This is a genomic window from Phreatobacter stygius, assembly GCF_005144885.1.
GTDB lineage: Bacteria > Pseudomonadota > Alphaproteobacteria > Rhizobiales > Phreatobacteraceae > Phreatobacter > Phreatobacter stygius.
The window spans coordinates 6,018,766-6,037,679 of record NZ_CP039690.1; the positions used below are offsets into that span (position 1 = coordinate 6,018,766).

An 18,914-nucleotide genomic window follows, 5' to 3' on the forward strand; every position below is an offset into this window, starting at 1 on the left:
GCCATCAAGAAAAACCGGAAAACCGGACTGAGGCCAACCCAGGAGGAGACGATGAAAATCAAGATCAACAGAAGAGCATTCGTCGCAGGAACCTCGGCCCTCGTGGCCGCCCCCTACCTGTCGACCCCGGTGCGTGCCCAGGCCGATGCCGCCAGGCGTTGGATCGACAGTGAATTCCAGCCCTCCGTGCTGACCAAGGAACAGCAGGCGGCCGAACTCGACTGGTTCATCAAGGCGGCCCAGCCTTATCGGGGCCAGGAGATCAATGTCGTCTCCGAGACCATCACGACGCATGAATACGAGGCCAATACGCTCGCCAAGGCGTTTGGCGAGATCACCGGCATCCGGCTGAAGCACGACGTCATCCAGGAAGGCGACGTGGTCGAGAAGATCCAGACGCAGATGCAGTCGGGTCGCAATGTCTATGACGCCTGGGTCAATGATTCCGATCTCATCGGCACCCATTTCCGCTACCAGCAGGCCGTGCCACTGACCGACTGGATGACCGGCGAGGGCAGGGAGGTGACCTTGCCGACCCTCGACATCGACGATTTCATCGGCAAGGCCTTCACCACCGGGCCCGACGGCAAGCTCTACCAATTGCCCGACCAGCAGTTCGCCAATCTCTACTGGTTCCGTTACGACTGGTTCCAGCGGCCGCAGATCCGCGAAGCCTTCAAGAAGCAGTTCAACTATGACCTCGGCGTGCCCGCCAACTGGTCGGCCTATGAGGATATCGCCGAGTTCTTCACCAATACGGTGAAGGAGATCGACGGTGTGCGTGTCTATGGCCATATGGACTACGGCAAGAAGGATCCCTCGCTCGGCTGGCGGTTCACCGACGCCTGGCTGTCGATGGCCGGCAATGGCGATCGCGGCATTCCCAACGGCATGCCGGTCGACGAATGGGGCATTCGCATGGAGGGCTGCAATCCGCGCGGCGCCCATATCGCCCGTGGCGGCGATACCAATGGCCCGGCCGCCGTCTATGCGGTCGAGAAATATGTCGAGTGGCTGAAGAAATACGCGCCTCCCGGCGCCGCCGGCATGACCTTCTCGGAATCAGGACCGGTGCCGGCCCAGGGCAATATCGCCCAGCAGATGTTCTGGTACACCGCCTTCACCGCCGACATGGTCAAGACCGGCCTGCCGGTGGTCAATGCCGACGGCACGCCGAAATGGCGCATGGCGCCGTCGCCCAAGGGCTCCTATTGGCGCGAGGGCATGAAGCTCGGTTACCAGGACGCCGGCTCCTGGACGCTGATGAAGTCGACCCCGGTCGAGCGCCGCAAGGCGGCCTGGCTCTATGCCCAGTTCTGCGTCTGCAAGACCACCAGCCTGAAGAAGAGCCATGTCGGCCTCACCTTCATCCGCGAGAGCGACATCTGGCACCAGAGCTTCTCCGACCGGGCCAAGAACCTCGGCGGCCTCATCGAGTTCTACCGCTCGCCGGCGCGCGTCCAATGGACGCCGACCGGCAACAACGTGCCCGACTATCCGCGTCTGGCGCAGCTGTGGTGGCAGAATATCGGCGATGCCTCGTCGGGCGCCAAGACCCCGCAGGCCGCCATGGATTCGCTCGCCGATGCCATGGACGACGTGATGATCCGGCTCGAACGCTCCGGCGTCCAGGGCGCCTGCGGACCGCGCATCAATCCAAAGACGACGGCTGACGAATGGTATCGCCGGGCCGAGACCGCCGGCACGGTCGCGCCCCAGCGCAAGCTCGCCAATGAGAAGCCGCAGGGCCAGACGGTCGATTACGACGCGCTGATCCGGTCCTGGCCGGCAACGCCGCCGAAGCGCACCTGAGCCACGCGCTCTCGCGACGCAGGAAGGAGCGGGGCTGGTCCCCGCTCTTTTTCATGGGCGGGTGGGGTCGAGGGGGGGGCTTGCCGTGACATGAATGCATGGACGGGCCGCCGGCATGGCCGTTGTGCCGGCCGCCGATCGGCCGGACAGTCGCGCCGCCGGCCACGGTTCGCATTCCGGCTCTGGAGTTCATGCTGATGACGACGCCCGCACCAAAAGCCCCGCCCGCACCGAGTGCCGCCGACAGCGACCCGGTCGCGCTCGGCATGATGCGGGGCTTTCCGCCGCCGGCCGAACGGACGGTCGCCTTCGCCGACGGCTCGTTCCGCTCATTTCCCGAATTCCGCTGGGCCTGGAGCAATATCCGCCAGCTGGTGCCGACAACCAATGTCTGGCGCGGGCGGGGGCCGGTCTCGGTGCTGCCGCGCGACGAGCAGGACCTCGGCAAGGTTGCCTCGACCACCATGGACGGCCGTCCGATGACCTTCGACCAGGCGCTGGCCGAGACCTATGCCGACGGCATTTGTGTGCTGCATCGCGGCCGGATCGTCTACGAGCGCTATTTCGGCGCGCTCGAGGCCCATAAGCCGCACCTCGCCATGTCGGTGACCAAGTCTTTCGTCGGCGTGCTCGCCGGCATGCTGGTCGCCGATGGGCTGATCGATCCCGCGGCCCTGGTGACCCGCTATGTGCCGGAACTCGGCGCCAGCGCCTTTGGCGACGCCACCGTCCGCCAGGTCATGGATATGACCACGGGGCTTCGCTACACCGAGGTCTATACCGACGCCAATTCGGATGTCTGGGGGCTGCGCCGCGCCAATGGCATGGCCGCGCGGGATCCGGACTATCAGGGCGCCAGGACGCTCTACGACTTCCTGATCTCCCAGCCGAAGCAAGGCGAGCACGGCCAGGTCTTCGCCTACAAGACCGTCAATACCGACGTGCTCGCCTGGATCGTCAGGCGCGCCAGCGGCCAGTCGTTGAGCGAGCTGCTGTCGAGCCGGATCTGGTCGAAGCTCGGCGCCGAGGAAGATGCCTTCTTCACCGTCGACAGCATCGGCACGGAATCGGGCGGCGGCGGCCTCAACACCACGCTGCGCGACCTTGCCCGCTTCGGCGAATGCATGCGCAACAGGGGCCGGTTCAACGGCCAGCAGATCATTCAGGCCGAGGCTGTCGAGGATATCGCGCGCGGCGCCGACCCGGCGCAGTTCAAGCCGGCGGGGTATGCCACCTTGCCCGGCTGGTCCTAGCGGAACATGTGGTGGGTCAGCCACAACGAGCACGGCGTCTATATGGCGCGCGGCATCCATGGCCAGTCGATCTATGTCGACCCGAAGGCCGAGATGGTGATCGCGCGTTACGGCTCGCATCCCCAGGCCGGCAATGTCGCCAACGACCCGGTGACCCTGCCGGCCTTCATGGCCGTGGCCAAGGCCCTGATGCCGTAGGCGTCAGCGCGCTGCGATCGGCCGCCACGGGTGCAGGACCCGGCGCGTGGCGATCTCGAAGGCCCAGTAATGCCCCTCGAAGGGCTGGTCGGCGCTCCGGCTGATCGGCTGGCCGAGATAACGGCACAGCAGCAGGGTGCCGACCCCGCCATGGGCGACGAAGGCGATGTCGCCGCCCGAATGGTTGTTCAGGATTGCATCGACCGCGGCGGCAACCCGCGCCTGGGCATCGACCGCGCGCTCCCAGCCCCTGACGCTCTCGTCGGGGCTTGCGAAGAACATGTCGGCCGTCCGCTGGAATTCGGGCGGCGGCAGAAAGCCGGTGGCGCTGCGGTCGTTCTCATGAAGGCGAGGGTGAACACCGACGGCCAAGCCCGAGCGGCCGGCCAGGATGCCCGCCGCTTCCACCGCCTTGGTCTCGTTGCTCGCCCAGACCGCGGCCAGGCCGCGCATGTCCGATGACGCCGCGAATGTCCGCATGCGCTGGATGCCCTTGTCGCTCAGGTGCCAGCGCGGCACCGGCACGGCGGGATCGATGACCACTTCGGGATGGCTGATGAAAAAGCCGAGGCTCACCACGCCCTCCCGGGGCAACCATCGCCGCGTCCGCCAAGGTCCATTCAGGCCACCAGGGTCGCCGAATGCCGATAGCCGATGCGGTTTTCCGGCGGCACCGGGTAGCGCCCGGCGATCCGCTCGAGCATCATCAGGACATCGCTTTTCGAGCCGGCCTTGGCCGCGGCATCGGTGAACAATTGCTCCAGCACGTCCTGCTGGGCGTGGCTGCCGCCGAGCCGGTACATGCCGCCGAGCGCCGGCCGCATCAGCTCGACCGCCTCCTGGTAGCGGCCCCGGCCATGGGCGAGCACCGCCGCCGAGATCGGCAGGGCATAGAGCCGGACCAGGCCGGCGATCGTATCCGATCCGGCCGCCGCCGCCTCGAGGCCGGCCAGGAAAGCCTCGGCGGCCTGGTAGCGCCCGGTATGGACCAGCGCCATCATCCAATGCGGCAAGGTGAACGCGTTGAGGCAGTCGCCGATCCGGCCCTCGGCCTTGTCGGCGAGCTCGATCCAGCGGTCGCCGACATCGACGCCCTGCAATTGCAGCCGGAACAGCATGGAAGCGGCATTCTGCACGTCGATATAGAGGTCGGGCTGCATCTCGACGATGGGCGAGCCGAGGTTGCGGAAGCCCTTGTCGTAGAGCGCCAGGACCTCGTCGAACTCCTCGCGTTCGAGGTGGTAGAGGCCGCGATGCCACCACAGGTGATGCTTGAGGTTGTTGCCGCCCTGCCAATGCGGCTCCAGGTCGCGCAGCAGCAGGATGCCCTCGCTGCGCCGTCCCTGCATTTCCATGACATGGGCCACCGCATGGGTCGCCCAGATGTCGCCGGGGTCGAGCGCGATCGCCTCGCGGCCGGAATTTTCGGCCACCGTGTAGTTGCCGCATTCCTCGTTGGCGAAGGCCCGGCAGGCGAGCACCGCGCCGCGGCCGGCCAGGCCCAGCTCCCAATGCGGCAAGGTCGCTTCGACGACAGCCAGCATCTGCTCGGGACGGCCGAGCCAGAAGGCGTTGAAATGGTGCAGGCGGAAGGCGAGGACATCGGTCGGATGGCGCGCCACGATGGCTTCCCAGCGGGCCAGCAGTTCGTCCAGCCGGCCGTCGACCCAGGCTTCCAGCGCCGCGACATGGGCCTGCTCGCGCGCCGTGGCGTTGACGGCGGCGGTTTTTGCCAGCGCCAGCGCCTCGCGCGCCGCCGGCACGGTTGCGAGATTGAACGCGGCCAGCGTCAGGTAGCCGCGCAGCACATGGGCGAGGCAGAAGTCCGGATCGACCGCCAAGCAGGCCTTCACCCGGGCCGCCGTGTCCAGCCGATAGGTCAGATAGCCCGCCACCGCATGGTCGAAGGCCACCGCCGCGGCGTCCGACGCGCAGGTCATGGTCAGTCCACGACAATCCCTGGGCATTGTCCCGGCTCCTCTCGCATCCGACCGGCGGCCTGGATTCGCTTTTGGCCGGCCCGCGCCAAGCTCACGCCATTGGCGCGTGATTGTCCATTGCCCGCGGGCAGGGGTTGACGGGACCGGGGGAGGAGGCCAGATTCAAGTGAACTCTGAGGGGAGCCCCGCGACGGGGCTGAGAGGCTGCAAGGCCGGCATGGACGCCGGCACGGTGGCGACCCTTGAACCTGATCCGGATCATGCCGGCGGAGGGACAGGGATGCGTCACGACACGTCAGCACGCCATGCACAGGTCAGCATTATCGGAGCCGGCATAGCCGGGCTCTGGCAAGCCTTGCTGTTTGCCCGCGCCGGCTACGCGGTCACGCTGTTCGAGCGGGGCGACGAGGCAATGAGCCAGGCGACCAGTCATTGGGCTGGCGGCATGCTGGCGCCCTGGTGCGAGCGCGAGGCCGCCGACGACGTGGTGACCAGGCTCGGCATCCGGTCCCTGTCGCTCTGGCGCGACGCGCTGCCCGAGCTTGCCTTCAATGGCTCGCTGGTGGTCGCCCATACGCGCGACCGGGCCGATTTCGAGCGCTTCGCCGGCATGACCGAGGGCCATGTCCGGCTCGACGCCGAACGTCTCGCCGCGCTCGAACCGGCGCTCGCCGGGCGTTTCCGCGATGCCCTGCATTTTCCCGGCGAAGGCCATGTCGAACCGCGCCGGGTCATGCCGGCGCTGCGCCGGCTCATCGCCCAGGCGGGCGGCGAGATCGTCTTCGGCGCCAGGCGCGAACCGGCCGATTGTGCCGGCCTGACGATCGATTGCCGCGGGCTCGCCGGCCGCGACCGCCAGCCGGCCCTGCGCGGCGTCAAGGGCGAGACCGTGCTGATCGAGACCACCGAGATCGCGCTGTCCCAGCCGGTCCGGCTGTTGCATCCGCGCTGGCCGCTCTACGTGGTGCCGCGTGCCGGCAACCTGTTTTTGATTGGCGCAACCTCGATCGAGAGCGAAAGCCAGGGGGTCAGCCTGCGCTCGGCGCTGGAACTGATGACCGCGGCCTATGCGCTGCATCCGGCTTTCGCCGAGGCGCGCATTGTCGAACTCGGTTCGGCGCTCCGGCCGGCCTTTCCGGACAACCACCCGCGGATTTCCGTCGACGGCCGGATGATCGCGGTCAACGGGCTCTACCGCCACGGGTTTCTCATCGCGCCGGCGCTCGCCGAACTGACGCTCGCGCAGGTGCGGCAAGGTCTGCAACACGGCTCAATCGACAACGAGGTGATGTCATGATCCTGATCGTCAACGGCGAAAAAACCGAAACGGCGGCCACCAGCCTGCCGGCCTTGCTGGAGGAGCTCGAATACCAGCACCGCCATCTCGCCATTGCGGTCAACCACGAGGTGGTGCCACGCGCCGCCTGGGCGAAAGCCGCGCTGCAGGACGGCGACGCGGTCGAGATCATCACGCCGCGCCAGGGCGGCTGAGACCATGGTCGATTTCTACGGACGTTCGTTCACCTCGCGCCTGCTGATCGGCACGGCGCTCTATCCGTCACCCGCCATCATGCAGGAGGCGGTGCGCGCCGCGGGGTCCGAGATCGTCACCGTCTCGGTCCGTCGCGAAAGCGCCGGCGGTGGCACCGGCCAGGGCTTCTGGTCGCTGATCCAGGAGCTCGGCGTCGCCGTGCTGCCGAATACCGCGGGCTGCCGCAGCGTGCGCGATGCGGTGACCACGGCGAAGCTCGCGCGCGAGCTGTTCGAGACGCCCTGGATCAAGCTCGAGGTGATCGCCGATGACGACACCCTGCAGCCGGACGTGGTTGGCCTGGTCGAGGCGGCCGCCATCCTGATCAAGGATGGCTTCGAGGTGTTTCCTTATTGCACCGAGGACCTGGGCGTGGCCTTGCGCCTGGCCGATGCCGGTTGCCGGGTGATCATGCCCTGGGCCTCGCCCATCGGCAGCGCCCGCGGCATCACCAATCGGCGGGCGCTCGAACTGATGCGCAACCGGCTGCCCGAGCTGACCCTGGTGGTCGATGCCGGCCTCGGCGCGCCCTCGCATGCGGCGGAAGCGCTGGAGATCGGCTTCGACGCGGTGCTGCTCAACACCGCGATCGCCAAGGCCGCCGATCCCGTCGCTATGGCAAGGGCCTTCCGGCAAGGGGTGGAGGCCGGCTATACCGCCCATGCGGCGGGCCTGATGGCGCCGCGCGACTTCGCTTCTCCCTCCACGCCGGTTGTCGGGACACCGTTTTGGCATGACCTACCCTGATCGCTTCTATCCCGTCATCGACAGCCTCGCCTGGCTCAGGCGGCTGACCGCGCTCGGCGTCGGCACCGTGCAGCTGAGGGTCAAGGACCTGACGCTCGAACAGGCGACGGCCCTGATGCGCGAGGCCCTTACCGTGACCCGTGGCACGCCGACCCGGCTGGTCGTCAACGACTGGTGGCAGGCGGCGATCGATGCCGGCGCCGAGCATGTCCATCTTGGCCAGGAGGACCTCGCCGATGCCGACGTTCCGGCAATCCGGCGCGCCGGGCTGACCTTGGGCGTGTCGACCCATGACGACGACGAGCTGGATGCCGCGCTCGACTACGTGCCCGACTATATCGCGCTCGGGCCGATCTACGAGACGACCCTGAAGGTCATGCGCTTCGGGCCGCAGGGGCTGGAGCGCATCCGCACCTGGAAGGACCGCATGGGCGCCATCCCGCTGATCGCCATTGGCGGCATCACGCTGGAGCGGGCACCGGCGGTCTATGCCAGCGGCGCCGATTCGATCGCGGTGGTCAGCGATGTCACCGGCAATCCCGACCCGGACCAGCGCGTCCGCGACTGGCTGAGCCTTGCCGCCAAGACCGCCTGAATCGGGTGCGTCGGGTCGCAACCCGTTGATTGCACTGGTGTTGAGCCGCGGTTCCTCGTATGGATTCGGCCATGATCAAGCGGCTTCCAGAGGGCAGGGGCGTTCAGTCGATCGAGGTCGGCGGGCGGCTGCTCGCCGCCATGGTCGAGCTCGGCAAGCCGGCCATGCTGCGCGACCTCGCGGCCATGGCCAAGGTCACTTCGGCCCAGGCCCATGCCTATCTCGTCAGTTTCCGCAAGATCGGCATGGTCGAGCAGGATCCCTTGAGCGGGCGCTACCTGCTCGGCCCCTTCGCGCTGCAGGTCGGGCTCACCCGCATGCGCGAACATGTGCCGCTGCGCATGGCGAGCCAGGCGGCGGTCGAGCTTGCCGCCGAGACCGGCCTGATGGTGACCGTCACGGTCTGGGGCACCCATGGGCCGACCATTATCGAGGTCGAGGAATCGGTCCAGCCGGTGCACGTCAATCTGCGCGTCGGCGCGGGTTATACGGTCACCGGCACGGCCACCGGCCGGCTGTTCGCCGCCTTCCTGCCGGATGATCTGGTGCGGCCCTTGATCGACAAGGAACGTGGCGCCGGCCGGCCGGGCGCGACGCGCCTGGCCAGGGACAAGATGGCCGCCGATTTCGCCGAGATCCGGCGGCGCGGCTTTGCCACCACCGAGGGCATTCCGGTGCCCGGCATCAACGCGGTCAGCGCCCCGGTGCTCGACCATAGCGGCCAGGTGCAATTCGCCATCACGCTGATCGGTCCGGCCTCCGACCTGATCGTCAAGGGCGACAGCGAGCAGGCGATTTTCGTCAAGCGTTTCGCCGAAAGCCTGTCGGCCAATCTCGGATTTCGGGCTGAACGGACAAGCGACGATCCGGCGGCCGCCCTGCCATTCGGTTTCGGCCGCGTCCGCGGCGAATTCGCCGAACGCGCCGTGCCCTTTGCCCGCCCGCCGCGCCGGTCAAGGCCGGGCTAGCGAAGGTCGGGGCCAATTGGCGAGGATGCAGGCTGCCTTGCAAGCATGTCTTTTCGGAACACGCACGTGAACCTCTACGTCACCCCCGGCGACCGAGCGTAGCGAGGGAGGGAAGGGGGCCCAGGAGCCAACACATCACGCCTTCCGTGGATCGATTTCGGGGGATTTCGCAGTGTTGAGCTAAGCGGCCTGCAACCCTTGGACCCCCTTCCCTCGCTTCGCTCGCCGGGGGTGACGTAGGTGTTTCCGGCCTGACGCCGATCAATGCCCACCTCCCAGATAAGCCGCCCGGACCCGGGCGTTCTGCAACATCTCCTGGCCGGTGCCCGACAGCACGATCCGGCCGGTCTCCAGCACATAGGCGCGGTCGGCCACCGCCAGCGCCAGGTTGGCCATCTGCTCGACCAGCAGGATGGTCATGCCGGCATCGCGCAGGCGCCGGATGGTCGCGAAGATCTCCTTGATGATCAAAGGCGCCAGGCCGAGCGAGGGTTCGTCCATCAGCAAGAGCTTCGGTTCGCCCATCAGCGCGCGCGCAATGGCGAGCATCTGCTGCTCGCCGCCGGACAAGGTCACCGCCGGCTGGCTCCGCCGTTCGGCGAGCCTTGGGAACATGTCGAACTGGGCGTCGATCGCACGGGTCAGATCGACCGTCGAAAGCTTGCGCGAATAGGCCCCGAGCTCGAGATTGTCGCGCACGCTCTGGTCGGGAAAGACCTGGCGCCCTTCGGGCGACAGCGCGATGCCGGCCTTCACCCGCTTATGCGCGGCAAGCTGGGTGATATCCTCGCCGCGAAAGCGGATCTGGCCGGATCTCGGCAAGGCGAGGCCGGCGATCGCCTTCAACAGCGTGCTCTTGCCGGCGCCATTGGCGCCGACAATGGCAACCACCTGGCCTTCGCCAACCGTGATCGTCGCCTCCGAGACGGCCTGGATCGGGCCATAGAACAGCGAGACGGCATCGAGTGTCAGCATGGCGCTCACCTGTGCCCCGCAAGATTGCTGCCGGCCAAATCGCCGGCAAGCCCGAGCGCCGGCGTGCCGTCTTGGGCCGCTGCCTCGTCCGCCTCGTCGACGCCGAGATAGGCGGCAATGACGCGCGGATCGCGTTGCATGGCGGCCGGCGGACCCTCGGCGATCTTCTCACCATAGTCGAGCACGATGACGTGGTCGGAAATGGCCATCACCAGGTCCATGTGATGTTCGACCAAAAGGATGGTGATACCCTGGTCGCGAATGCGCTTGAGCAATTGGCCGAGCTCTTCGGTCTCTTGCGGATTGAGGCCGGCCGCCGGCTCGTCGAGCAGCAGCACTTCCGGTTCGGTGGCGAGCGCGCGGGCCAGCTCGACGCGCCGCTGCAGGCCATAGGCAAGGCTGCCGGCGGGCGCCCCGGCAACACCGGTCAGATCGAGAAAGGCCAGGATGCGGGCGACCCGTTCGCGCGCCGACCGCTCCTCGCGGCGCGACGACGGCAGGCCGAAAAGCGAGGTGAGGAAGCCGTTGCGCATCCGGCCATGCTGGCCGATCAGCACGTTGTCGATCACCGAGAGCTCGCGGAACAGCCTGAGGTTCTGGAAGGTGCGGGCAACCCCGCCGCGGCAGATCGCGTGGGTGGATTGCCGGCCGATATCGCTGCCGCGGAATTCGATCCGGCCCTCATCCGCGCGAATGATGCCCGAGACCATGTTGATGAACGTGCTCTTGCCCGCGCCGTTCGGCCCGATCAGCGCATGGATATGGCCCGCGGTCAGCACGGCGCTGACGTCGCGTGCCGGTTTCACGCCGCCATAAGATTTCGACAGGTTGGTTGCGACCAGCAGCGGCGCATCGGGCCGCGCAGCCTTGCCGTCGCGCACCGGCAAGGCTGCGCCGGTGGGGTCGGCCAAGGGCACCGTGACATCGCCCGAGAGGCGCTCGCCGAACAGGCGCCGCGACAGGCCGGAGAGCACGCCGGCCAGCCCCTGCGGCATGACATAGAGCGCGAAGAGCAGCAGCGCGCCATTGGCGAAATGTTCGATCCAGGCCCAGCGGGCGAGGAAGGCGGAGAGCACCGTCAAGGTCAGCGCGCCGAGCAGCGGCCCGATGAGCGAGCCGGCGCCGCCGAACAGCACGGTGAGCAGGATGAAGATCGACAGGTTGAAGGTGATGAAGTCGGAGTTGATATATTGGTTCTGCTGGGCGACCAGCGCGCCAGCGAGGCCGCAGGTCGTCGCCGCGATGACGAAGGCCAGGACCTTGTAGCGCAGCACCGGCACGCCCATGGCGCTGGCGGCCACCTCGTCGGCCTGGATCGACAGCAGCGCCCGGCCGAGCCGGCCAATCAGCACGTTGCGCAACAGGAGATGCACGGCAAGGCTGAGAGCGATGGCGAACCAGACCCATTGCGCCATGGTGAAGGGCTCGCCGGCGAGCGTCAGCGGCTTGATCGCATAGATGCCCATGGCGCCGCCGAACAGGTCGGAGGCTTCGGTCACCAGCTTCTCCACCACGATGCCGAAGGCGAGCGTCACCATGGCGAGGCTTGGGCCGCGCACCCGCAGCGAGGGCGCGGCGATCAGCACGCCGAAACCGGCCGAGATGACCGTTGCCGCGGCAAGTGCGGCCCAAGGGTTCATGTCGAGGCTGGTGGTCAGCATGGCCACGGCATAGGCGCCGGCGGCGAACAGGCCGGCCTGGCCGAGCGACTTCTGGCCGGCGAAACCGAGCAGCACGTTCATGCCGGAGGCGCAGAGGAAATAGACGCAGACCGAAAACAGGATGCGCAGGTAGAAGTCGTTGGCGGTGACCAGGACCAGGAGGCTGGCGGCAAGCGCGATGCCGAGCGCTGCGAGAACATGGCGCATCGGGCTTCAGACCTTGTCCAGGGAGCGCGAGCCGAACAGGCCGTTCGGGAAGATCGCCAGCACCAGGATGATCAAAAGGAAGATGACGATCTCGCGCCATTGCGCCTGCCAGAGCGCGACGCCGGCCTCCAGGAGGCCGAGCATGAAGCCGCCGAAAATGCAGCCGCGGGGATTGTCGAGGCCGCCGAGAATGGCGCCCGAAAAGGCCTTCAAGGCGATGCCGAGGCCAAGGAACAGCGAGGCCGACGAGATCGGCGCGACCAGCAGGCCGCCGACGCCGGCGAGCAGGCTGGAGAGCGCGAAGGCGCCGAGCATGATGGCGGTCACGTTGATGCCCATCAGGGCTGCCACCGAAGGACTGTGGGCGACCGCCCGCATGGCTTTGCCGAGCCGGGTGCGGCGCATCAGGATGTCGAGCCCGACCATCAGCACGATGGCGACCACCAGCACCAGGATCTCCTGCGGCCGGACGCCGACGCCGCCGAAACGCATGACGTCGTCGCCAAACGGCGAGGGCACGCTGACCGGTGCCGGCCCCCAGATCGCCAGCCCGAAGCTTTGCAAAATCGTGCCGAAGCCGATCGTGCTCATGATCCAGGACATGCCGGGCTTGCCGGCGAAGGGCTGCACGGCGGTGATGAACAGCAGGATGCCGAGCACGCCCATGACCGCGCCGACGGCAATCACGGCGACCGGGAAGTTGACCCCGGCCGAGGCCGCTTGCGGCAGGCCATGGCCGGAAAAGCTGCCCGAGCTCAGGACATAGAGCACGGTGACGCCCAGGAAGGCGCCAACCCCGATGAATTCGCCCTGGGCGAAGTTCAGCGTCTTGGTGGTGGTGAAGGTGATGCTGAAGCCGAGCGCGATCAGCGCATAAATGCCGCCAATGGCAAGGCCGCTGACCAGGGCCTGGAGGAAGGTCGCGAGCACCAGAGATCCTTCGTCGATGGAGGCGCCCGATGGCGCCAAGGGATGATGCGGCGACCTGCCGGGCCGCAAGGGCGAGGCAGGTCGCGATGCGGGCCTCAGCCCTTGAAGTCGTCGCTCTTCAAAGCGTCGATGACGTCGTCGCGATAGGCGGCGAGCTTGCCGCCGCGCCAGCAGGTCCAGCGCTGGTCGGCTGCCCCCAGCGCGTCGTGGTTGGCGGTGGTGAAGGGCCGCGTATAGGTCTTGGCATAACCCTCGATGGTGCCTTTCAGGTCTTCCAGCGCGGCGCGCACCTTCGGTCCCTCGGTGCTGCCGGCCTGCTGCATCGCCTTGGCGAGCAGCAAGGTGCAGTCATAACCGTGGACGGCGAAGGAAAAGGCCGAATCCGCGTCGAGCTTCGGGCGGATCCGGTCGAACAGCGCCTGCTGGCGGGGCGAGCGGTCTTCCGAGACGGTGCGCAGGAAGATCGGCTTTTCGGCAAGCGCCGGGCCGGAGGCATTGATGAAGCTCAGATTGTCGGCGGCCCAGCTGGTCAGGGTGACCGGGAAATAGCCGATCTTGTCCATGCTGCGCATCAGCTGGCCGATCGGCGTGCCCTGGGCCCAGACCAGCGCGGTGTCGACCCCCGCCGCCTTCAGCTTGGCGAGCTGCGAGGTCATGTCGGTGTCGGCGACGTTGAATTTTTCGTTCGCCACCACGTTCATGCCCTGGGCCTGCGCCACCTCCTGCAGGTCTTTCAGGCCGCCCTGGCCGTAACCTGTCGTTTCGGTCAGGAAGCCGATGCGTTTGCCGTTCGGGCTCTTCTTGGCATAGCCCATCAGGGCGACCACCTGGGTGCGGTCGACGCTGCCGACACGGAACATGTAATTGTCCGAGCCGGCGCTCATCGCCTTGGTGATGTCGGTGGCCGAGCCGATGCAGCCCATGACCGGAATGCGCTTCTGGTTCGGGATATGGCGCCAGGCCAGCGCATTGCCCGAATTGGTCGGCCCGAACACCGCCGCGACCTTTTCGTTGTCGATCAGGTCGCTCATGTTCTGGATCGACTTCGGCGGCTGCGACAGGTCGTCCCGGATGGTCAGCGCGAAGTTGCGGCCGAGCACGCCACCCTGCTTCTGCAGGTCTTCCATGGCAGCCTGGATGCCGACCACAGCGGCCCGGCCGGATTGCGCCGAGGGCGAGGCGGAGAGGTCGCCGTTGAAGCCGAGCTTGATGTCCTCGGCAGCCGAGGCGCCGCGGCCGGACAGCGACAGGGCGGGCGCGGCGATCAGCGCCGCCAATGCGCCGCGGCCAATGTCGCGGCGGCTCGGATTGCTGGAATAGGTCATGGTTCCTCCTGCCGCGTTTCCGGCTTGTTCAGCTCCGAGCGCTTCGCTTGGGAGCCAGTCGGTTCGGACAGGAAAATCGGCAAGCCGGTGGCCGCGAGCGCAGCCGTTCCGGATCTTCTCTCCCTAGTCCGGCCGCCGGCTTCTTGTCGTGACGATGGGTCGGATTTGACTGTGTTAGCAATGGGCGAAACGCTACGCAACCGACAAATCGAAGGTGTGAAAGATTCGTCACTTGCGAATGCGCTCGCTCTATGAATAATTCTGACGTCTCGGGCCGCCGGCCAGATCAGACCTTCGCGACCGGGCCGGCGCCCCCATCAAGACCATCGACCAGGGAGACGGCGCATATGCTGCTGGCAGGGCGCATCGCCATCGTCACGGGAGCCGGCCAGGGCAATGGCGCGGCCATTGCCAAGGGCCTGGCCAGAGAAGGCGCGGTTGTCGTTGCGACCGATATCGCGGCCGAGACCGCCGAGCGGACGGCAGCCGAGATCCGCGCCGCCGGCGGCAGGGCGGAAGCCCATGGACTCGATGTCGCCGATGCCGCGGCGAGCCGGGCTCTGGCTGCGACAATCGGCGACAGCCTCGGGGCCATCTCCATCGTCGTCAACAATGCCGGCATCTGCCCGCGCCATCAGCTCGACAGCCCGGATCTCGCGCGGCTGTGGGATCAGGCCATGGACATCAACCTGCGCGGCACGCTCAACGTGTCGCTGGCTTGCCTCGACCAGCTCAAGGCGACCAAGGGCACGATCGTCAATATCGCCTCCATCGCCGCCTTCGTCTCGACCGCGACCTCGGTGAGCTATCCGGTTTCGAAAGCCGGCGTGAAGGCCTTGACCCAGAGCATGGCGCATGAGCTCGCCCGCGACGGCGTGCGGGTCAACGCCATTGCGCCGGGCACCATCGCCACCGCCATGACCGAGGCGACCAGGCTCAATCCCGAGCGCTCCGAGCGCTTCCTCGCCCGCATCCCGATGGGCCGTTATGGCGAGCCGGAGGAACTGGTCGGTCCGGTGGTGTTCCTCGCTTCCTCCATGTCGAGCTATGTCACCGGCACGACGCTTGTCGTCGACGGTGGCTATCTGGCGCTCTGAGGACCGGCGCGATGATCGTCCGCATGGGGCTTCTGACACGGCGGCCCGACCTCTCCGAGGCCGAATTCCGCCAGCACTGGCGCGCGGTCCACGGGCCGCTGGCCGCCCATCTGCCGGGCCTCAACGCCTATCAGCAGAACCATATTGTCGACCGGCGCCAGCTGGCTATCGACCACGCCCGGGGCGGCTGGGCGATCGATGGCATTTCCGAGCTCTGGTTCGACGATGCCGAGACCATGCGGCGCGCCATCGCTTCGGAAGCTTATCGGCCGGTTGTCGAGGATTCCGCCCATTTCCTTGCCGATACGCGCGTCATCACCGGCCGCCAGCAGGTGGTGGTGCCGGTGGCCGACGGGGCGGGGCCGCTGATCAAGCGCATGTCGATCCTGCGCCGCCTGGATGGCATGAGCCCGGAACGCTTCGCCGACGAGTGGGGCAGGGTCCACGCGCCGCTGGTGCGCGAATTTCCCGGTCTTGCCGGTTATGCCCAGACGTTGATCACCGGCCGTCAGGCCGTGCCCGGGGCGAGCTCGGCTTACGAGGCGGTGCCGGCCGACGGCATTGTCGAAATGTGGTTCAGGTCGGAGGCCGACCTGACCGCCGCCTTCCGCTCGCCCGCGGCCGAGCGGGCGCAGCGCCACGCGCTCAGTTTCATCGCCGAGATCACCGCCTTCCTGGTCGAGGTCCACCATGTCGTCTGACCGCCCAGGCGATGTCGGACCGCGCCTGTTGAGCCCGCTCGCCTTGCGCGGCCGGACCTTGCCGAACCGCATCGTCATTTCGCCGATGTGCCAGCATGCCGCCGACAATGGCGCGGCCTCCGACTGGCACCTCGTCCATCTCGGCAAATTTGCGCTCGGTGGCGCCGGCCTGATCCTGACCGAAAGCACGGCGGTGGCGGCGGAAGCGCGCATTGGCATCCGCGACCTCGGTCTCTGGTCGGACGCCCATATTGCGCCGCTGAAGCGCGTGGTCGATTTCATCCATGCCCAGAACGGCCTGATCGGCGTGCAACTGGCCCATGCCGGACGCAAGGCCGGCAGCCACGCGTTGTGGGACGGCGGCAGCGCCTTTAGCGTCGATGAACTGGCCACGGCGCCGGGTGGCTTGCAGCGGTTCGGACCCAGCGCCATTGCCGCCGGACCGGAATGGAGCGCGCCGGCCGAAATGGACGAGGCCGACATAGCAGGCGCCATCGGCCAGTTCGGCGCGGCGGCGAGGCGTGCGGTTCTCGCCGGTTTCGACGCGATCGAACTGCATTTCGGCCATGGCTATCTGGTCGCGAGCTTCCTGTCGCCGGTGTCGAACCGGCGTGACGATGGTTATGGCGGCGACCGGGCAGGGCGCATGCGGCTTGGCCTCGAGATCGTCACGCGGGTGCGCGCCGAATGGCCCGACGATCGGCCGCTGTTCTGCCGGATCTCGGCGGTCGACGGCGCCGAAGGCGGCTGGGACATTGGCGATTCCATTGTCTTCGCCTGCGAACTGAAGCGGCTTGGGGTCGACGTCATCGACGTCTCCTCCGGCGGGCTCACCGAGGAGACGCGGCGCATCGCCGTGCCGCGCGGCCTTGGTTTTCAGGTCGATTTTGCCGACCGGATCCGGCGCGAGGCCGATGTGGTCACCCAGACCGTCGGCATGATCGTCGATGCGCCGCAGGCCGAAGCCTTGCTTCAGGCCGGCTGCGCTGACCTCGTCGCCATTGGCCGCGAGGCCCTGAACGACCCCTATTGGCCGCGCCGGGCGCGCGAGCAGCTCGGGCTTAAGCCCGACTATGCCGATTGGCCGGTGCGCCATGGCGCCTGGCTCGACAAGCGCGAGCAGCATATGGGCGCGATCCTCGACGAACGGCGTCAGGCGCTCGGGCGCAAACGACATGAGCAGTGAAGCGATGGCCGGAACGATGAGTGCGACGATGATCGAATGCGACGTGCTGGTGGTGGGCTCGGGCGCCGGCGGGCTGGCCGCGGCGGTGGCGGCTGCGGCGCGCGGCCTGAAGGTGGTGGTGGCCGAAAAGGCCAGCCATGTCGGCGGCACGACCGCGCTGTCGGGCGGCTTCATGTGGGTGCCGAACAATCCGGTGTCGCGGCGCGACGGCATCGCGGACACGGTGGAGGCGGCGCGCACCTATCTGCGCCACGAGGCGGGCAACCATTTCAACGCCGAATGTGTCGATGCCTTCCTGGCGAGCGGGCCCGAGGCGATCGATTTCTTCGAGACCAGGACCAAGGTTCAGTTCGAGCCGGCCTCGGCCTTTTCCGACTATCATCCGACCGAGCCGGGCGGCTTGCCCGGTGGCCGCTCGATCAAGGCGCGCGACTTCCGCGGCCAGGAACTGGGCAAGCAACTGAAGCGCTTGCGCCCGCCACTGCCGGAGCTGACTTTTGTTGGCCTGATGATAGGTTCCGGGCCGGAGTTAAAGCATTTTTTCAACGTGACGCGGTCGGTGCGTTCGGCGGCTTATGTCGCCGGCCGGCTGACCTCGCACGCCCGCGATCTCGCGTTGAACGGCCGCGGCATGCTCTTGACCAACGGCAATGCCCTGGCGGCCCGGCTGTTCGCGAGCGCGCTCGATTTCGGCGTCGATGTCTGGACCGACGCGCCGGTGATCCGCCTCGAACACGCCGATGGCGCGGTGGTCGGCGCCCTGGTCCAGCGGGCCGACGGCGAGGTGCTGGTGCAGACGCGGCGTGGTGTGGTGCTCGCCGCCGGCGGTTTCCCGCAGGACCTGGAACGCCGCCGCCGCATGTTCCCGCATGACCGCGCCAATGACGGCCATTATTCGCCGGCGCCGGCAAGCAATACCGGCGACGGTCTCAGGCTCGGCGAAGAAGCCGGCGCCGTGGTCGAGCAGGGTTATCCCAATGCCGCGGCCTGGGTGCCGGTGTCACGGGTGCCGCGCCGCGACGGCAGCTGGGGCGTCTTCCCGCATTTCATCGACCGCGCCAAGCCCGGCCTGATCGCCGTGCTGCCCAATGGCCGGCGCTTCGTCAACGAGGCCAATTCTTACCACGACTTCTGCCAGGCGCTGTTCGCGGCGGGCGAGAAGGACCAGCCGGCACGGGCTTTCCTGATCGTCGACCGGCCGTTCCTGAAACGTTACGGCCTCGGCTTCGTCAAACCGTTTCCGGTGCCGGTCGGGCCGCAGCTCCGTTCCGGTTATCTCAAAGTCGGCCGCAGCCTGGCCGAACTCGCCAAGGCGACCGGCATCGACGCCGCCAATCTGGAGGCGACGGTCGCGGCCTGGAACCGGGACATGGCGTCCGGCGAGGACCATGCCTTCGGCAAGGGCTCGACCGCCTATAACCGCTTCAACGGCGATGTCGACGTCAAGCCGAACCCGTGCCTGGCGCCGATCGCCGAGGCGCCGTTCTATGCGGTCGAGGTGGTGGTCGGCGACCTCGGCACCTTCGCCGGCCTGCGCGCCGACGGCCACGCCCGGGTGCTCGACGATCACGGCGAGCCGATCCCCGGGCTCTATGCCAGCGGCAATGACATGGCGAGCATCATGGGCGGCAATTATCCCGGCGGCGGCATCACGCTCGGGCCGGCGCTGACCTTTGGCTATATCGCCGCCAGGCATCTTGCCGGCGCTGGCGATCTGGCCGCCGCAGGCGATCTGGCCGGTGCCGTCGGGGCGGCGGGCAGCCGGGATACGGCGGCCTGACCGACCGC

The 18,914-nt window shown here is 67.6% G+C and carries 16 protein-coding genes, 1 pseudogene and 1 riboswitch; of the genes and pseudogenes, 11 read left to right on the top strand and 6 right to left on the bottom strand.

The genetic code is table 11. The features are described from left to right. The first annotated feature begins 51 nt into the window (after window positions 1–51). Both E8M01_RS28385 and E8M01_RS28390 read left to right on the top strand, forming a co-directional pair. On the top strand, window positions 52–1,812 hold the full coding sequence (locus tag E8M01_RS28385) for an ABC transporter substrate-binding protein (RefSeq protein WP_136963226.1): 1,761 nt from the start codon (window positions 52–54) through the stop codon (window positions 1,810–1,812). Between the two features lie 197 nt (window positions 1,813–2,009). Further along, window positions 2,010–3,263 (top strand): annotated as a pseudogene (locus E8M01_RS28390) (serine hydrolase domain-containing protein). Between the two features lie 3 nt (window positions 3,264–3,266). On the opposite strand, the gene E8M01_RS28395 reads toward E8M01_RS28390, so the two are convergent. Both E8M01_RS28395 and E8M01_RS28400 read right to left on the bottom strand, forming a co-directional pair. Then, window positions 3,267–3,839: a histidine phosphatase family protein gene (locus tag E8M01_RS28395; RefSeq protein ID WP_136963227.1), complete on the bottom strand. Its 573-nt coding sequence runs from the start codon at window positions 3,837–3,839 to the stop codon at window positions 3,267–3,269. 44 nt (window positions 3,840–3,883) lie between these two features. Next, window positions 3,884–5,203 carry a tetratricopeptide repeat protein gene (locus tag E8M01_RS28400; RefSeq protein WP_136963228.1) on the bottom strand — a complete coding sequence of 440 codons (1,320 nt, stop codon included), beginning with the start codon at window positions 5,201–5,203 and terminating at the stop codon, window positions 3,884–3,886. A 166-nt stretch (window positions 5,204–5,369) separates the two neighbouring features. Further along, window positions 5,370–5,495: riboswitch (TPP riboswitch) on the top strand. Between E8M01_RS28400 and E8M01_RS28405 the strand changes: the two genes are divergently transcribed. From E8M01_RS28405 to E8M01_RS28425, 5 genes are all read left to right on the top strand, one after another. Next, complete coding sequence (locus E8M01_RS28405; protein ID WP_136963229.1) at window positions 5,484–6,500, top strand: FAD-dependent oxidoreductase; 1,017 nt, start codon at window positions 5,484–5,486, stop codon at window positions 6,498–6,500. (Overlaps the previous riboswitch by 12 nt.) Further along, complete coding sequence (gene thiS / locus E8M01_RS28410; protein ID WP_136963230.1) at window positions 6,497–6,694, top strand: sulfur carrier protein ThiS; 198 nt, start codon at window positions 6,497–6,499, stop codon at window positions 6,692–6,694. Before E8M01_RS28405 ends, thiS begins: the two co-directional genes overlap by 4 nt. A 4-nt stretch (window positions 6,695–6,698) precedes the next feature. Continuing rightward, window positions 6,699–7,481, top strand: coding sequence for a thiazole synthase (locus E8M01_RS28415; RefSeq protein ID WP_136963231.1), 783 nt, complete (start codon window positions 6,699–6,701; stop codon window positions 7,479–7,481). Continuing rightward, entirely contained in the window at window positions 7,468–8,076 is a 609-nt protein-coding gene (locus tag E8M01_RS28420) for a thiamine phosphate synthase (RefSeq protein WP_136963232.1), read from the top strand. The genes E8M01_RS28415 and E8M01_RS28420 overlap by 14 nt, the downstream gene beginning before the upstream one ends. A gap of 71 nt (window positions 8,077–8,147) precedes the next feature. After that, window positions 8,148–9,044, top strand: a complete 897-nt coding sequence (locus tag E8M01_RS28425; protein ID WP_215908815.1) for an IclR family transcriptional regulator — start codon at window positions 8,148–8,150, stop codon at window positions 9,042–9,044. Between the two features lie 261 nt (window positions 9,045–9,305). Here the strand turns inward: E8M01_RS28425 and E8M01_RS28430 are convergent, their stop codons facing one another. The 4 genes from E8M01_RS28430 to E8M01_RS28445 form a co-directional block, all read right to left on the bottom strand. Further along, window positions 9,306–10,019 carry an ABC transporter ATP-binding protein gene (locus E8M01_RS28430; RefSeq protein WP_136963234.1) on the bottom strand — a complete coding sequence of 238 codons (714 nt, stop codon included), beginning with the start codon at window positions 10,017–10,019 and terminating at the stop codon, window positions 9,306–9,308. A 5-nt stretch (window positions 10,020–10,024) separates the two neighbouring features. Beyond that, complete coding sequence (locus E8M01_RS28435; protein ID WP_136963235.1) at window positions 10,025–11,887, bottom strand: branched-chain amino acid ABC transporter ATP-binding protein/permease; 1,863 nt, start codon at window positions 11,885–11,887, stop codon at window positions 10,025–10,027. Window positions 11,888–11,893: 6 nt separating this feature from the next. Further along, on the bottom strand, window positions 11,894–12,817 hold the full coding sequence (locus tag E8M01_RS28440; RefSeq protein ID WP_136963236.1) for a branched-chain amino acid ABC transporter permease: 924 nt from the start codon (window positions 12,815–12,817) through the stop codon (window positions 11,894–11,896). A gap of 95 nt (window positions 12,818–12,912) precedes the next feature. Beyond that, window positions 12,913–14,142, bottom strand: coding sequence for an ABC transporter substrate-binding protein (locus E8M01_RS28445; protein WP_136963237.1), 1,230 nt, complete (start codon window positions 14,140–14,142; stop codon window positions 12,913–12,915). 347 nt (window positions 14,143–14,489) lie between these two features. Between E8M01_RS28445 and E8M01_RS28450 the strand changes: the two genes are divergently transcribed. The 4 genes from E8M01_RS28450 to E8M01_RS28465 are packed head-to-tail and all read left to right on the top strand — an operon-like array spanning window position 14,490 to window position 18,906. Then, window positions 14,490–15,239 carry an SDR family NAD(P)-dependent oxidoreductase gene (locus E8M01_RS28450; RefSeq protein WP_136963238.1) on the top strand — a complete coding sequence of 250 codons (750 nt, stop codon included), beginning with the start codon at window positions 14,490–14,492 and terminating at the stop codon, window positions 15,237–15,239. An 11-nt stretch (window positions 15,240–15,250) separates the two neighbouring features. After that, window positions 15,251–15,940, top strand: a complete 690-nt coding sequence (locus tag E8M01_RS28455) for an EthD domain-containing protein (protein ID WP_136963239.1) — start codon at window positions 15,251–15,253, stop codon at window positions 15,938–15,940. After that, window positions 15,930–17,126, top strand: a complete 1,197-nt coding sequence (locus tag E8M01_RS28460) for an NADH:flavin oxidoreductase/NADH oxidase (protein WP_136963240.1) — start codon at window positions 15,930–15,932, stop codon at window positions 17,124–17,126. The genes E8M01_RS28455 and E8M01_RS28460 overlap by 11 nt, the downstream gene beginning before the upstream one ends. Beyond that, on the top strand, window positions 17,116–18,906 hold the full coding sequence (locus E8M01_RS28465) for an FAD-dependent oxidoreductase (protein WP_246088463.1): 1,791 nt from the start codon (window positions 17,116–17,118) through the stop codon (window positions 18,904–18,906). Before E8M01_RS28460 ends, E8M01_RS28465 begins: the two co-directional genes overlap by 11 nt. Window positions 18,907–18,914: the final 8 nt, after the last annotated feature.